Origin of the sequence: Dyella sp. EPa41, assembly GCF_016586165.1 — a bacterium.
GTDB lineage: Bacteria > Pseudomonadota > Gammaproteobacteria > Xanthomonadales > Rhodanobacteraceae > Dyella.
This window is the reverse complement of sequence record NZ_BCPR01000097.1, coordinates 1-13,939: the sequence shown is the minus strand read 5'-3', so window position 1 is coordinate 13,939 and position 13,939 is coordinate 1. Positions and strand designations below refer to the sequence as shown.

The 13,939-nt window shown below is 66.8% G+C and carries 12 protein-coding genes; 2 read left to right on the top strand and 10 right to left on the bottom strand.

Features of this window, described 5'->3' with window-relative positions; translation table 11 throughout:
* Positions 1-517: 517 nt before the first annotated feature.
* The 9 genes from JMF82_RS20065 to prmB all read right to left on the bottom strand — a co-directional run bounded on the left by JMF82_RS20065 (position 518) and on the right by prmB (position 9,677).
* Positions 518-1,138, bottom strand: coding sequence for a phosphoribosylanthranilate isomerase (locus JMF82_RS20065; protein ID WP_201316298.1), 621 nt, complete (start codon positions 1,136-1,138; stop codon positions 518-520).
* Positions 1,135-1,902: a tRNA pseudouridine(38-40) synthase TruA gene (gene truA / locus JMF82_RS20060; protein ID WP_201316297.1), complete on the bottom strand. Its 768-nt coding sequence runs from the start codon at positions 1,900-1,902 to the stop codon at positions 1,135-1,137. Before truA ends, JMF82_RS20065 begins: the two co-directional genes overlap by 4 nt.
* 105 nt (positions 1,903-2,007) lie before the next feature.
* Positions 2,008-4,362: a FimV/HubP family polar landmark protein gene (locus tag JMF82_RS20055; protein ID WP_201316296.1), complete on the bottom strand. Its 2,355-nt coding sequence runs from the start codon at positions 4,360-4,362 to the stop codon at positions 2,008-2,010.
* 180 nt (positions 4,363-4,542) lie between these two features.
* Positions 4,543-4,839 carry a hypothetical protein gene (locus JMF82_RS20050; protein ID WP_201316295.1) on the bottom strand — a complete coding sequence of 99 codons (297 nt, stop codon included), beginning with the start codon at positions 4,837-4,839 and terminating at the stop codon, positions 4,543-4,545.
* Positions 4,839-5,867 carry an aspartate-semialdehyde dehydrogenase gene (locus JMF82_RS20045; protein ID WP_201316294.1) on the bottom strand — a complete coding sequence of 343 codons (1,029 nt, stop codon included), beginning with the start codon at positions 5,865-5,867 and terminating at the stop codon, positions 4,839-4,841. The genes JMF82_RS20050 and JMF82_RS20045 overlap by 1 nt, the downstream gene beginning before the upstream one ends.
* 125 nt (positions 5,868-5,992) lie before the next feature.
* Positions 5,993-7,012 (bottom strand): D-glycerate dehydrogenase, encoded by a 1,020-nt coding sequence (locus JMF82_RS20040; protein ID WP_201316293.1) that lies wholly within the window; start codon positions 7,010-7,012, stop codon positions 5,993-5,995.
* A 51-nt stretch (positions 7,013-7,063) separates the two neighbouring features.
* Positions 7,064-8,152, bottom strand: a complete 1,089-nt coding sequence (gene aroC, locus JMF82_RS20035) for a chorismate synthase (protein ID WP_201316292.1) — start codon at positions 8,150-8,152, stop codon at positions 7,064-7,066.
* Between the two features lie 34 nt (positions 8,153-8,186).
* A complete protein-coding gene (locus tag JMF82_RS20030; protein WP_201316291.1) occupies positions 8,187-8,744 on the bottom strand; it encodes a GNAT family protein in 558 nt (185 codons plus the stop codon).
* A gap of 6 nt (positions 8,745-8,750) precedes the next feature.
* A complete protein-coding gene (gene prmB / locus JMF82_RS20025; RefSeq protein ID WP_201316290.1) occupies positions 8,751-9,677 on the bottom strand; it encodes a 50S ribosomal protein L3 N(5)-glutamine methyltransferase in 927 nt (308 codons plus the stop codon).
* Between the two features lie 1,049 nt (positions 9,678-10,726).
* Here prmB and asd point away from each other — a divergent pair.
* Both asd and JMF82_RS20015 read left to right on the top strand, forming a co-directional pair.
* Positions 10,727-11,572 carry an archaetidylserine decarboxylase gene (gene asd / locus JMF82_RS20020; RefSeq protein ID WP_201316289.1) on the top strand — a complete coding sequence of 282 codons (846 nt, stop codon included), beginning with the start codon at positions 10,727-10,729 and terminating at the stop codon, positions 11,570-11,572.
* Positions 11,573-11,718: 146 nt separating this feature from the next.
* Positions 11,719-12,153, top strand: a complete 435-nt coding sequence (locus JMF82_RS20015; protein WP_201316288.1) for a hypothetical protein — start codon at positions 11,719-11,721, stop codon at positions 12,151-12,153.
* Positions 12,154-12,225: 72 nt separating this feature from the next.
* Here the strand turns inward: JMF82_RS20015 and JMF82_RS20010 are convergent, their stop codons facing one another.
* A complete protein-coding gene (locus JMF82_RS20010; RefSeq protein WP_201316287.1) occupies positions 12,226-13,728 on the bottom strand; it encodes a transglycosylase SLT domain-containing protein in 1,503 nt (500 codons plus the stop codon).
* Positions 13,729-13,939 lie beyond the last annotated feature (211 nt).

The window sequence follows — 13,939 nt, the reverse complement described above, 5'->3', positions numbered from 1 at the left end:
GGTCGCGAGAAATCAACAATTGCAACGCCAAATCTTCGCCCATCGCAAAGATGACCATGCAGACCGGCGCGAAAGGCTGTCGCGCACAGGGTGCGCTCCCACAACGAACGGCACCCATGATCTTCTCGGTGCGATGTGCCGCGCAGCGGCACGAGCCTTCAAACATCCCCTGTGGGGCGGTGAGGGGTGGTCGATCAGGCCCCGCAGGGGTGCCCGACAGGGATGTCGGGCACTTTTCGTCCGGGCAGGAGCCCGGTCGAAAAGCCCGGCCGCCCCTCACGGACTGGCTGGGCGAAGCCCGGCCAGCGCCACGCGGGGTGCCCTTCTCTTTGGTTACTTTCTCTTGGGCAAGCAAGAGAAAGTGACCCGGCCTCCGGCAGGAGGACGGAAGCCCGCGGCAGGCGAGCCCGGTCGCGAGAAATCAACAATTGCAACGCCAAATCTTCGCCCATTGCAAAGATGACCATGCAGACCGGCGCGAAAGGCTGTCGCGCACTGGGCGCGCTCCTACAGAGATCTACGGGGAGGCCTTGCGGACGGCCTGGATGAAATCGGCGAGCTTCTGCGGATCCTTGATGCCTGGCGACGACTCCACGCCGCTAGCGACGTCCACCGCCCACGGGCGGGCGATGCGGATCGCCTCGGCCACGTTCACCGGCGTGAGGCCGCCGGCGAGGATCAGCGGCTGCTCCAGCTCCGTCGGCATCAGCGACCAGTCGAACGCCTTGCCACTGCCGCCCGCTTCGCCCAGGCCGTGACCGTCGAGCAGCAATCCGGACGCCGACGGATAGCGTCGCAGCTTGTGCAGCGCCACCTTGCCCGCACCCATGGCAATGGCCTTGAGGAAACGCCGGCCAAACTGCGCGCACCAGTTGTCCGGCTCCTCGCCGTGGAACTGGAGCAGATCCGGTTGCACGGCCTCGATCACTTCCTGCACGAGTTCGGCGTCGTCGTCCATGAACAAGGCGACGGTGCCGACGAAGGGTGGCAATGCGCCCACGATGGCTCGCGCCTGTTCGAGCGTGACGCGGCGCTTGCTGCGCGCGGTGAAGACCAGGCCAATCGCATCCGCCCCCAGCTTCGCCGCCAGCAATGCGTCCTCGACGCGAGTCATGCCGCAGCACTTGATGCGTGTCATCGGCTCACCTCCGCAGGCAGGCCCCAATGCGCGTCGTAGCGCGGGCCGAGAAAGGTCAGCCCCGACGCCAGCGCTGTCGGGCCGGCCACCGCGCGATTGCGCCCCTCAAGCAGTTCGCCCATCCAGGACACGGGCTGTTCGCCGCGCCCGATCGGCAGCAGCGAACCGACGATGTTGCGCACCATGTGGTGCAGGAAGGCATTTGCTTCGATCTCGATCACGACCTGCTCGTCCTCGCGGCGCACGCTCACCCCCAACACTTCGCGACGGGCGTGGGCCGCCTGGCACGACACCGCGCGGAACGTGGTGAAATCATGCTCGCCCACCAGCACCTGGGCGGCTTCGTGCATGCGCGCGGCATCGAGCGGCAGTCGCTCCCATGCCACGTAACGCGCGTCCAACGCAGCGCGCACGGGCCGATTGAGGATGCGGTAGCGGTAGCGCCGGCTGCGTGCGGAGAAGCGCGCATGAAAGGCCCCATCCACCGGCTGCGCCCACAGCACCGCGACGCTGGCCGGCAGGTTCGAGCAGGTACCGAGCACCCAGCCGCGCATATCGCGCTCAACTTCCGTATCGAAATGCACCACCTGGCAACGTCCGTGCACGCCCGCATCGGTGCGCCCCGCGCAGGTCACCTCGACGGGATGGGCCGCCACGAACGACAAGGCCTTCTCCAGCGCACCCTGCACCGTGTCACCGTGGCTCAGCCGCTGCCAGCCGGAGAACTCGGTGCCGTCGTATTCGATGCCCAGGGCAAGTCGCATGAAGGAAAAACGCCGTCTACAGGAACAACAAGGGTAACAGGCCCCAAACGGACTCGGGCCGGCAAAGGCCGGCCCGAGCGGGATGTGCAGCCACGAAGCGGTTCGTCAGTGGATGCTGTCGAGCAGGCGCTTGGCCACGTCCTTCTGCATCTGCGTACCTTCGTGCATGACTTCCTCGAGCATCGCCTGGGCACCGTCCGGATCGCCCATGTCGAGGTAGGCGCGCGCGAGATCGAGCTTGGTGTCCACCGGATCGTCGCTGAACTGGCCGATCTCGTGGTCCAACGGCTCCAGCTCGTGGGCCGCGAGGTCTTCGGTCGGCTCGGCGAACGCCCAGCTGTTGCCGCCCGTTTCCAGGTCTTCCTCGACGGCATGTTCGACGGCGGCTGCCGGCGAGGCTGCAGGCGCGCTGGTGTGGTTGTGTGCCGGGCGCGGCGTCAGGTCGAAGTCGAAGTGATACTCGCTGACCTTCTTGTTCGGAGCGGAGGGCTGCGACGGAAGCGGCGGCGGCTCGAGGTCGTCCGTCTCGCTGGCGTAACGGTCCAGATCGAAGTGGTCGAGCGCATCGTGCTCGTCTTCACCCTGCGGCGGCAGCGGCGCGCCGTGGGAGAACAGCGGATGCTCCGGAACGAGGTCTTCGCCCATGTGCACCACGTCCTGCCACTCCGACTGCTGCGGATCGGCAATATGCGCGTGCATCGCCTCGGCGGCGGCCTCGAAGTGCTCGACGTCGCGGCGGCTGTAGTAAAGGCTGACCAGCTCCAGGTGCAGGCCGATGTCGTCCGGATGTTCGGCCAACTGATCGAGCAGTTCGTCCTGATCCGGGTCCGCGCTGCCGAGGCCGAGGGTCGGCTCGGTGCCGAAACGGTCGGCCAGCGAGCCCGTCGATGCCGTGGCCGCGGCGGCGGGCTTGCGATTGCGGCCACGCAGCGCCAGCAGGAGCAGCAGCACGGCAGCACCTGCGCCGGCACCCCAGGCCCAGGTCTGCATGTACCACGGTTCTTCTTCGACCACCGGCACCGGCTTCGGTGCGGCCGGCTTGGCGGCAGGCTTGGCAGCGGCGGCGGCATGCGCCGGCTCGCTGGCCGGAGCCTGGGTGGCCGCCGTGTTGGCGGGAGCCGTGGCCGCCGGTGCCGGCGTCGCTGCCGGCTCGCTGGCCTTGACCACGGTTTCCTCGGAGGGCTTCGCGGCCTCGGGCTTGCCCGCTTCCGGCGCGGCGGCAGCGGCGGTCGCCGCCGCCTTGGCCGGCGTGGCCGCCGCGGGCTGCCCGGCGGCCTTGCGGGCCTCCGCCAGCTGGCGCTGCAGGTCGGCGATCTCGCTGTCCTTCAGCGACAGCAGGCGCTCGTTCTTGCCGTTGATGTCTTCCAGGTCCTTCAGGCGCGACTTCAGCTCATTGCCCTGCTGCTGCAGGGTGGTGAGCGCCTCCTGGCTGCGCAGCAGGTCCTGGTGAAGGGCGGCCATGCCCTTCTCCGCGGCCTTGTCGCCGCCCTTGCCACCCTTGCCGGCCGCGTTGTCGGCACCCTCCTTGGCGGGAACCAGGGCCAGGCGGTCACCCGCGGGCGCGGAGGTGGTCGGCGCGGACGACGCATTCGCGCGGGTACCGGCATCGGCCACCGTGGTGGGCGTGCGCGCGGCGCCCGAGCGCCAGTCGCCGTTCTGGCGCAGCACCTCGGCGGCCGCCGCGGCGACGGCGGTCGCCTGCGCATCGGCCTTCGACGGGATGCGCAGCACGGCGCCGGTCTTGAGGGCATTGATGTTGTCGCGGTAGAACGCGTCCGGGTTGGCCTGCTTGAGGGCCAACAGCATCTGGTTGGTGTCGACGCCTTCGGGCGCCGTTTCATGGGCGATGGCCGACAGCGTCTGGCCACGCTCGACCGGGCCGAACGTCTCGCCTGCCGCGGCGCGCGGAGCCACCGCCGGCTTGGCGGGCTTGGCTTCGGGAGCCGGCGCAGGAGCGGCTGCCTGGCTGGTGCTGCTGGCGGCCGGCGGCGTGCTGGCGGCACGGCGTGAAGGCTTGGGAGCGGCCGCCTGCGCCGGGGCGCGGGTCGCCGGCACGTTGTTGGCCACGCTGCTCGGCGGATCGAGCAGGATGGTGAACTCACGCAGGCTCTTGCCCGCCGCGTTGTTCACTTCGACCAGGAGATCGAGATAGGGGTCGTTCACCGGTGCGGAACTGGTGATGCGGATGACCTTCTTGCCGTTGGCGCCGTCGACCACCGCGAATTGCAGGGGAACCGCCGGACCGGCGGCGACGCCCGCCTGGGCGGCATCCTCGGCGGAAGCCAGCCGTGCGGTCAGGTTCTGCAGCTCGGCCGGGCTATCGGGATTGACCGGGATCTCGGCCAGCAACGGCTGCCCCAGGGCGGATTTCACCTGGATCTGGCCCAGTTCCAGCGCGGCTGCCTGGCTGCTGCCCAAGGCAAGCGCCAGCAGCATCGACAGCTTCAACGAACGATTCATCGTGTATTCCCCCGAACGACCCCGACGTTTTTATTGGCTCACCGCAAAACGGTGGCATCTGCAACGAGGGGTCACTTTAGTTAGGTACAAGCCAATCAACAATAGTACCGGCCAGTATTTACAACATCTTGCTGCAGTTTGTTCTTGTCCGTCCGCATCCAGCCACGGCGCGAACCCTGCTCAGGGATGACCGGTTCCCTGCCGTGCGGCCTGCAGTGCCTTGAGCTGGCGCTGCAGGTCGGCGATCTGCTGATCCTGCTGTTTCAGTTTCTCGTCCGCCTGGTGTGTCCGGCTCTCTTCCTTCTGGACGTCGCCCTGCAGCCGCTTCACTTCCCCCTGTTGCGTGGAAATGGCTTGGTCCAACCCCTTTTGCGGAGCGGGAGCCTGGCTTCCTGACGCGGAGGGGTTTTGCGCTGCCCAGGCCGGCACGGCAAGCACCAGCCCACACCACAACAGCCTGGACAGCACGACTTTCATTACAGGTAATCCTTGATGAGCAGTTCGGCGACCTGCACGGCGTTCAGCGCGGCGCCCTTGCGGATGTTGTCGGCGACCACCCAAAGATCCAGGCCGCGCTCATGCGAGATGTCCTCGCGGATGCGGCCCACGAACACCGGATCCTTGCCCGCGGCATCGCCGACCGGCGTCGGATAGCCACCGGCCTTGCGCTCGTCCATCACCACCACGCCCTCGGCGTTTTCCAGCAGCTCGCGAGCCTGCCCGGCGGTGATCTTGTCGCGCGTTTCGATGTGCACGGCCTCGGCGTGGCCGTAGAACACGGGCACGCGCACCGCGGTCGGATTCACCTGGATGGTGTCGTCCTCGAGGATCTTGCGCGTCTCCCACACCATCTTCATTTCTTCCTTGGTGTAGCCGTTGGGCTGGAAGTCGTCGATGTGCGGGATGACGTTGAAGGCGATCTGCTTGGAGAACTTCTTCGGCTCCACGTCCTGGAAGCTCAGCATCGCAGCCGTCTGCTGGCCGAGTTCCTCCAGGCCGCTGCGGCCGGCGCCGGAAACGGACTGGTAGGTGGCCACGTTGATGCGCTCGATGCCCGCCGCGCGATGGATCGGCGCCAGCGCCACGAGCATCTGCATGGTGGAGCAGTTCGGGTTGGCGATGATGCCGCGCGTGGTGTACTCGGCGATCGCGTGCGGGTTCACTTCGCTGACCACCAGCGGGATGTCGTCCTGGTAGCGGTATTCGGACGTGTTGTCGATCACCACCGCGCCCGCCGCCGCTGCGCGCGGGGCGTGCTCGCGGCTCACCGAACCGCCGGCCGAGAAGAAGGCGATATCGACGCCGTCGAAGTCGTAGTCGGCCAGGTTTTTAACGGTGACCTGTTTGCCGCCAAAGGTGATTTTTTCGCCCGCCGAACGCTCGCTGGCCAGCGGCACCAGCTCGCTGATCGGAAACTCGCGCTCGGCCAGTATGGCCAGCAGGGTTTCGCCCACGGCGCCCGTCGCGCCGACCATTGCCACCTTGTAGCTGCTCTTCTTGCTCATGTCCCGTTATCAGGTAGGAGGAGAAATCGGAAAAACTGCCTTTCGGCACCGATTTCCGCCATGCGCGGAAATCTAGCCGGGGCAGCGCACAAAACAACCTGCGGCACGCATGGGCGTGAAAGTCATCACGCTTTGGATGCCGTCCAGCGGTTCATCACCACCGGATTCAACGGCGTCGGCGGTTTTCCGGCCGATTCGCCAAAACCCAGCGCCGCCATCACATTGTCGACGGCCAGATTGGCCATCGCGCGGCGCGTTTCTTCGCTGGCGCTGGCGATATGCGGGCTGAGCACCACATTCTCCAACGAGATGAGGTCCGGATGCACGGAAGGTTCGCCTTCAAAGACATCCACCCCGGCCGCGGCCAGCCGACCTTCGCGAAGCGCGGCCGCCAGTGCAGCATCGTCGACGATGCCGCCCCGCGCAACATTCACCAGCACCGCCGAGCGCTTCATCTGCGCCAGTTCCGGCGCACCGATGGCGTGCCGGTTCTCGGGCGTGAACGGCAGCACCAGCACCAGGACATCGGCCTGGCGCAGCAAGTCGTCCTTGCTGACCAGGGTGGCGTGGCATTCGCGCTCCACCGCTTCGGGCAGTCGCGAGCGGTTGTGATACAGCACCCGCATATCGAAGCCGTAGGCGCGGCGGGCGATGCCCTGCCCGATGCGGCCCATGCCGAGGATGCCCAGCGTGCGGCCGTGGATGTCCACGCCCAGCCAGTCGTCGAAGCGCATGTTGCTGCCCGGCCAATGGCCCGCGCGCAGCCAGCGCTCCGCCGCGCCCACGCGGCGTCCGGCCGCCAGCATCAGCGCCCAGGCGAAGTCGGCGACGCTCTCGGTAAGCACCTCGGGGGTGTTGCTGGCCAGGACGCCGGCGCGGGTGAGCGCGTCGAGATCCAGGTTGTTGTATCCGACGCCGAGGTTGGCGACGACCTTGAGCCGCTGGTTGCCCTCCAGCACGGCGGCGTCCACGCGGTCGGCGAGGCCAACCACGGCGGCGTCCACGCCTGCGAGTTTCTTCCTGAGCTCATCGGCGGTGTGGCGATGCTCGACGGCTTCGGCCTCGACATCGAAGTATTCGGCCAGGCGCGCAAGCACATCGGGGAACAGCGGGCGCGACACCCAGACTTTCGGTTTGGCAGTCATCAGCTTGTGCGTCTTTCCAACATCGGGTGGCGCAACCTGCGCGCCAGAACTTCAGGGAATGCGGGGGCTGACCTCGCCGACATCACCGCACTGGGCGCGATGGCGCAGCGCGTGGTCCATCAGCACGAGGGCGACCATCGCTTCGGCGATCGGCGTCGCGCGGATGCCCACGCAGGGATCGTGACGGCCCTTGGTGACCACGTCGACCGCCTCGCCCGCGAGGTTCACGCTGCGGCCCGGAATGAGGATGCTCGAGGTGGGCTTGAGCGCCATCGACGCCACGATCGCCTGCCCGGTGCTGATGCCGCCGAGGATGCCGCCGGCATGATTGGACGCAAAGCCGTCCATCGCCATCTCATCGCGGTGCTGGCTGCCGTGCTGCATGACCGCCTCGAAGCCGTCGCCGACTTCCACGCCTTTCACCGCGTTGATCGACATGAGCGCGGCGGCGATATCGGCGTCGAGTTTGCCGTAGATCGGCTCGCCCCAGCCCGGCGGCACGCCATCGGCCACCACGTTGACGCGCGCACCGACGGAATCACCGGACTTGCGCAGCGCGTCCATGTAGGACTCCAGCACCGACACCTCGTGGGCATCGGGCCAGAAGAACGGGTTCTGTTCCACCACGCCCCAATCGAACGAGCCGGGCGTGATCTCGCCGATCTGCGCCATGTAGCCACGGACGCGAACGCCATGGCGTTCCGCCAGCCATTTCTTGGCGACGACGCCCGCCGCGACGCGCATGGTCGTTTCGCGCGCGGAGGAACGGCCGCCGCCGCGCGGGTCGCGAATGCCATACTTCTGCCAGTACGTGTAATCGGCATGGCCCGGACGGAAGGTCTGGGCGATGTCGCCGTAATCCTTGCTGCGCTGGTCCGTGTTGCGGATCAGCAGCGCGATGGGCGTACCGGTGGTCTTGCCTTCGTAGACGCCGGAGAGGATTTCCACCTCGTCGGCTTCACGCCGCTGCGAGGTGTGGCGGGTCTTGCCGGTGGCGCGCCGTCCCAGGTCGTCCCGGAACTCTTCCACCGCCAGCGGCAGGCCCGGCGGGCAACCATCGATCACGCAGCCGATGGCGGGACCATGGCTTTCGCCGAAGGTGGTGACGGTAAAGAGTTTGCCGAAGGAATTGCTGGACACGAGGCTCGGTCGTCTGCAGGGAAACCCGCACAGCTTAGCGCGATGCAGGCATCGCCGCGCTCTTTGCCGCGATCTCGCGCCACTCGCGCGCAAGCACGGCGAAAACCGCGTCATCCACCCACTCGCCCCGGTGGTGCAGGCTCTCGCGAAAATGCGCCTCCTGCCGCAGGCCAAGGGAGCGCATCAGCGCCATGCTCGGCGTGTTGCGCGGGTCGACCGAGGCGTGCACGCGATGGACGTCCAGCCGCCCGAACAGCTCGCCCAGCAATGCCTGCGCGGCCTCGCGCGCGAAACCCTTCCCCTGGTGCTCCGGCGCCACCGTGATACCGAATTCGGCCAGGCCATCCCCCGACAGGCAGAAGCCCAGGTCGCCGATCAGCTCGCCATCATGCAGCCGGATCGCGCGCTGGAACCACGTTCCAGGCACGGGTGTGGCCGATTGCTTGCCGATGAAACGATCCGCATCCGCCAGCGTCCCGGGCTGCCACCCCTGGTACCGCGCCACTTCCGGATCGGAGCGATAACGAAACAGCGCGGGCGCATCCGCCGGTTGCAGCGCATCGAGCCGGAGCCGTGCCGTCTCCAGCCCCATGGTCGATCAACGATCCCGGCGTGCCCGCGCCTCGGCGCGGATCGCATCGGCGTGCTCGATCAGGTCGCGGCGCTCCAGCGCAAACACGCCCATCGCACCGACCTTGAACTCGATCCAGACAAAGGGCACTTCGGGCAGCACTTCGACCAGCGCGCGTTCGCTTTCACCCACCTCGACGATCAGCAGGCCATCGTCGGTAAGGTAGTCCGCCGCTTCGTCGAGCATGCGGATGCAGATGTCCAGTCCGTCCTCGCCCGAGGTAAGGCCAAGCTTCGGCTCATGGCTGTACTCGCCCGGCAAGGCGGCGTACTCGTCTTCCGTGACGTAGGGCGGGTTCGACACGATCAGGTCGTAACGACGGCCCTTGAGGCCGCTGAACAGATCGGACTTGATCGCCTCGACGCGGCCCTCGACGTGCTGGAACACGATGTTCTCGCGCGCCAGCGACAACGCGTCATCGCTGATGTCGACGATGTCGACCTGCCAGTCAGGGTTGTACTCGGCCATGGCGATGCCGATGCAGCCCGAACCGGTGCACAGGTCGAGCGCACGCTCGACGTGGCGATGGTCGAGCCACGGCGTGAAGCCGGACTCGATCAGCTCGGCGATCGGCGAGCGCGGCACCAGGGCGCGGCGGTCGCTCTTGAACTTCAGGCCGGCGAACCAGGTTTCTCCGACCAGGTAAGCCACCGGCAGGCGCTCGCTGACGCGACGCTCGATCAACGCCAGCACGCGCTCGCGCTCCTCGCTGGTCAGGCGGCCCGCGCCATAGGCCGGCGGGATGTCCGGCGGCAGGTGCAGGCTGGCCAGCACCAGATGGGTAGCCTCGTCGATCGGGTTATCGTGGCTGTGCCCGAAGGTGAGTCCCGCCGCGGAAAAGCGGCTGGCGCCGTAACGGATGAAGTCGATGATGGAGGCGAGTTCGTGGGTCACGGCGGCATCTGGGCGTCGAGGGGTCGCAAAGTATAGCCGGTGTGCAGGCGGGGGCCGCCTGGGGCCTCCTCTCATGGACTCTTTGCCTCTCTCTCGGGCAAGCACCTCCCGCTCTTCATTCAGTTGAGTGAAGGGGGATTGCAAAAGGGCGACAATCAAGTGCTACCGCCAGATTGCCGCCTACGACCGTAGGAAGTCCCCGTGGGACGCGGCGGGCGTTTCGATCCCCTGCCGGAGACGCGAGAATGGCCTGAAGAGCTGGTAGCAGTCTGCAGGGAAAAGCTCAGGGGGTTCGGAGCTCTGGTTGCTGCCGCCTTCGTCGATACACAGCGGCTACCCCGCAACGCACCATGGCGGTGAGGACTTAAAGCGGGTTGGCGCGCGTTTTGGCCCTTTCGCAAGATTGACCCCTCACCCCAGCCCTCTCCCCAACAGGGAGAGGGAGTAGAAGGGTCGCTCTGTATCAAAGCATCGGTACATGTAGAGCTCGAGGCTTCGTCGCCTCAGCCCAAGCTTTAAGTCCTCTTCGCACCGACGCGTTGCGGTGTAGCGGCTTCGTTCGAGGTAGTAATGGGCCCATCCCGGCTGGCTTCGGTCGACCGACGCTTCTATCCCACGTACTGCCATGAGCCTTGGCTCTCAAGGCCATTTTCTTTGGGTTACTTTTCTTTTGGGCCAGCAAAAGAAAAGTGACTCGGCGGTCCCACGGGACTAGCTTCGCGTCGCCGGCAGGACGTCGAAACGCCCGCTGCGTAAGCGGCAACCTGGCGGTAGCGCCAAATCGAAACGCCTAGAGCAAAGGCTCTGGATCCCGGCCTTCGCCGGGATGACGGCCAGGAGGACCGAGGCAAGTTCGGTCGCGCACAGGAGAAAGGAAGGCGGCTCTCGGTCCCCGAGCGTCTACAGGGACACCCTGCAGCCATAGGCGGCAAGCTCGCACCACCACGCAGCCATCGTCCTATCGCAAGCCCCCAGAGAACAGAAGGAGCAGAAACCACCAACGGGCGCCGCCAGGCGTAATCATTCCGCGCTTCGTTCATACTTGCCGGATGACCTTCAACGTACTCCTCCAATACATCCTTCCCCACCGCGCCTTGTCGCGGGTGGTCTACTGGGCCACGCGGTGGACCTTCAAGCCGTGGAAGGATTTCCTGATCAGCACCGTCGTGCGCAACTACCAGGTCAACATGGCCGAGGCTGCGCAGCCCGATCCGTTGGCCTACCAGCACTTCAATGCGTTCTTCACGCGCAAGCTGCGGGCCGACGCGCGACAGGCCGACGCCGATCCCGCGGCCGTGCTCTCGCCCGCCGACGGCAAGATCAGCCAGCTGGGGCGCATCGCCGACGGGCGAATCTTCCAGGCCAAGGGGCAGGAGTACACGGCCGCCGAACTGCTCGGGGACGAGGCCAGTGCCACGCCCTACCGCAACGGCAGCTTCGCCACTATTTACCTGTCTCCGCGTGACTATCACCGCGTGCACATGCCCCTGAAGGGCACGCTCAAGGAAACCGTGCACGTGCCCGGCCGCATCTTCAGCGTGGCGCCGTTCGCCGTGGAAGCCATCCCGCGCCTGTTCGCCCGCAACGAGCGCCTGGTCTGCCACTTCGAGGGGGAACACGGCCCGTTCGTGGTGGTGATGGTCGGCGCCATCCTGGTGTCCAGCGTGGCCACCGTGTGGGATGGCCTGGTGATTCCGCCGTATGCACCATCGATCCGCCGCAAGTCCTTCGCAGGGCAGAACATCACGCTGGACCGCTTCGCTGAGATGGCCCGCTTCAACATGGGTTCCACGGTGATCCTGCTGTTCCCCGAAGGCATGGCCGAACTCGATTCGCTGCCGTCCCAGCAGGCGGTAAAGGTGGGCCAGCGGCTGGGCCTGCAGCCCAAGGGCTGATGGCGGCGTCAATTTATTGACGCTTCGAGTGACGTGTTTTGTCGTTTTGTGACGATTTTGGCGCAACACCTCTTCAGGTGTGGCTAAGCTCGCTGCTGGCGTCGCAAGCGAGCGGACGCCAGCCCTGGCCAGACCGAGGAGCCCCCATGCGCATCGTCACCCGCCTCATCGCCATGAACCGCGGCCGCCAGCTGGCGCGCCAGTTCCGCGAGATCGAGCGCAGCGTCCATGCCCTGCCCAAGCGCACCCGCGCCCGGCTCGGCACCATGGCCCTGCGTGAGATCGGGCAGGCCTCGCGCTCGGAGTTTCCCCACCTGTATGGCACGGCCCCGGAAGAGCGTTACCTGCCGTGGGGCCAGGGCACCGATATCGGCTTCGCCCGCGCGCGCTCGGACAATCCCGAAATCGCCATGCGCGGCATCGCCCTGTGGCTGGCCGTGGCCTACCACGAGACCAAGGACACGCCGCACGCGAACCTGCGCCCGCAGCATCGCGACCTGATGCGTCTGCTGCGCGAGCTGAAGGAAGCGCACCGCACCGATTCACCGCAGAACTGGATGCAGGCCACCGCAGCCGCCTGATTACACCGCCCGTGGAAGAAGGAACGCCACCCTTCGGGGTGGCGTTCTTTTTCCTGCCCGCGCAGGCAAGGCTCAGCGGCAGCTCGGCACCTTCAGCGACTGGCCCGGCTTGATGTGCTGGTGGTTGAGGCCATTCATCTCCGCCACCTCCTGCACCGAGGTGCAGCCCAGCTTGTTGACGATGCTGGTGAGCGTGTCGCCACGTCGCACCGTGTAGCTGCGGGTCTTGCCGCTGCCGGATGAACGCGACGGCGAAGATACCGGCGGCGGAGGCGACGGGGGCACCACCGGCAACACGGCGGTATGCAGGTCGTTGGCGAGGATCGGCCACGGACCGTCCGTGCAGCGCGCCTCGTATGGCTTTTCGAGCACCTTCGGCACCATCACGCGCACGCCGGCGGGCTGGCTGACCGCGGGATCAAGCCGCGGGTTGAGGTTGCGCAAGGTGCGGAACCAGCCATCGCTCATGCCCGCGGCCGAACCCAGGCACACGGTGAGCTCCGTCAGCGACGCGGGGCGCTTGAGCACGACGCTGCCCGGCGCGCCGTCCACGCGCGGGAAGCGCAGGTTGTAGCTTTCCGGATGCAGGAACAGCCACGCCGCCGCCAGCACGGAGGGCACGTAGTCGCGCGTTTCCTGCGAGAGCTGGTTGTAGACGGTCGGGTCGTAGAGGCTCACCGAGGTGTTGTCGCCCACCATCCGTCGCATGCGGCCCTCGCCACCGTTGTAGGCCGCAAGGGTCAGCTCGAGGTTGTTGTTGAAGGCGCGCAACTGCTCGTCCATGTATTCCGCATTCGCACGCGCCGATGCGGCCGGGTCGAAGCGCGAATCGAAGCCGTCTTCCGTGGTGAGCCCGAAGCGCAGGCCGGTGGCGTACATGAACTGCAGCGGGCCCGCCGCGCCCGAACGCGACACGGCATGCACCTTGCCACCCGACTCCTTGGCGAGGATGCCGAACAGCAGCGCCTCCGGCAGGTCGGCCTTCTGGTACTCGGGCCACATCTGGTAACGCAGGAACTGGTAGTTGATGTAGGCGTCCATGAGATTGCCGCGCCACTGCGTCAGCCACATCTCCAGCGCCGCCTTCACCGGACCGTTCATCGCGATCAGCTGGGACAACTGCTGCCCGCGCAGCAGCGTCACGCTGCGCTGGGCTTCGGGCAGGCTGGCCGCGCCGGTCTTTCCGCTGTCGCTGCCCTCGGGTACTTCATCGCCCATCGCGCCGAGATCGTCACCCAGCGAGAAGTTGCCGTCCTTCAACCGCAGCAGGCGGTCGAATGCCGAGAAGAAGCGCTGCGAGTCGCAACCCGGCGTCGTCGGGCAATGGGCGGCCGCGCTCTTCAGCTGGTCCAACGATGCATCGAGGGTCTTCTGCGCCGCCTGCGTGTTGCCGGCACGCGCCTGCGTGACGGCGGTTTCGTAGCCGCGGCTGGCTTGATCGAGTTGCGTATAGAGCTGATTGGCCTCGGGCGACGGCTTGGTGCCGCCGCCGGTGCTCGCACAAGCGGCCAGCAGCAGGGTTGCGACGGCGAGAGGCGCCAGGCGCACGGGGCGACGAAATGCGGGAAAAACCATGGACGACTTCGCTGTCGGAGCAATGGACGGACCTTACTGCGCATTGCCCCGGCGACTCAACCGATCCGACGCGTTTCGCGATGGAGGCGCACGCCTTCACCTGCGCGTGTCCAGACCCTGGTCGCGTGGCTACAATCGGCCACCCACGGAGGAAGGAACCCATGACTGACATCCTGATCGGCCGCAACGACAGCACCAGCGTGTGCCTTGA

What these genes read in the sequence shown, in the direction of transcription:
- JMF82_RS20050 (WP_201316295.1), bottom strand. Translation starts at nt 4,839, where the DNA reads ATGAAAGTCGTGCTGTCCAGGCTGTTGTGGTGTGGGCTGGTGCTTGCC.
- JMF82_RS20030 (WP_201316291.1), bottom strand. Translation starts at nt 8,744, where the DNA reads ATGGGGCTGGAGACGGCACGGCTCCGGCTCGATGCGCTGCAACCGGCG.
- truA (WP_201316297.1), bottom strand. Translation starts at nt 1,902, where the DNA reads ATGCGACTTGCCCTGGGCATCGAATACGACGGCACCGAGTTCTCCGGC.
- asd (WP_201316289.1), top strand. Translation starts at nt 10,727, where the DNA reads ATGACCTTCAACGTACTCCTCCAATACATCCTTCCCCACCGCGCCTTG.
- JMF82_RS20065 (WP_201316298.1), bottom strand. Translation starts at nt 1,138, where the DNA reads ATGACACGCATCAAGTGCTGCGGCATGACTCGCGTCGAGGACGCATTG.
- JMF82_RS20015 (WP_201316288.1), top strand. Translation starts at nt 11,719, where the DNA reads ATGCGCATCGTCACCCGCCTCATCGCCATGAACCGCGGCCGCCAGCTG.
- JMF82_RS20010 (WP_201316287.1), bottom strand. Translation starts at nt 13,728, where the DNA reads ATGGTTTTTCCCGCATTTCGTCGCCCCGTGCGCCTGGCGCCTCTCGCC.
- JMF82_RS20040 (WP_201316293.1), bottom strand. Translation starts at nt 7,012, where the DNA reads ATGACTGCCAAACCGAAAGTCTGGGTGTCGCGCCCGCTGTTCCCCGAT.
- JMF82_RS20055 (WP_201316296.1), bottom strand. Translation starts at nt 4,362, where the DNA reads ATGAATCGTTCGTTGAAGCTGTCGATGCTGCTGGCGCTTGCCTTGGGC.
- JMF82_RS20045 (WP_201316294.1), bottom strand. Translation starts at nt 5,867, where the DNA reads ATGAGCAAGAAGAGCAGCTACAAGGTGGCAATGGTCGGCGCGACGGGC.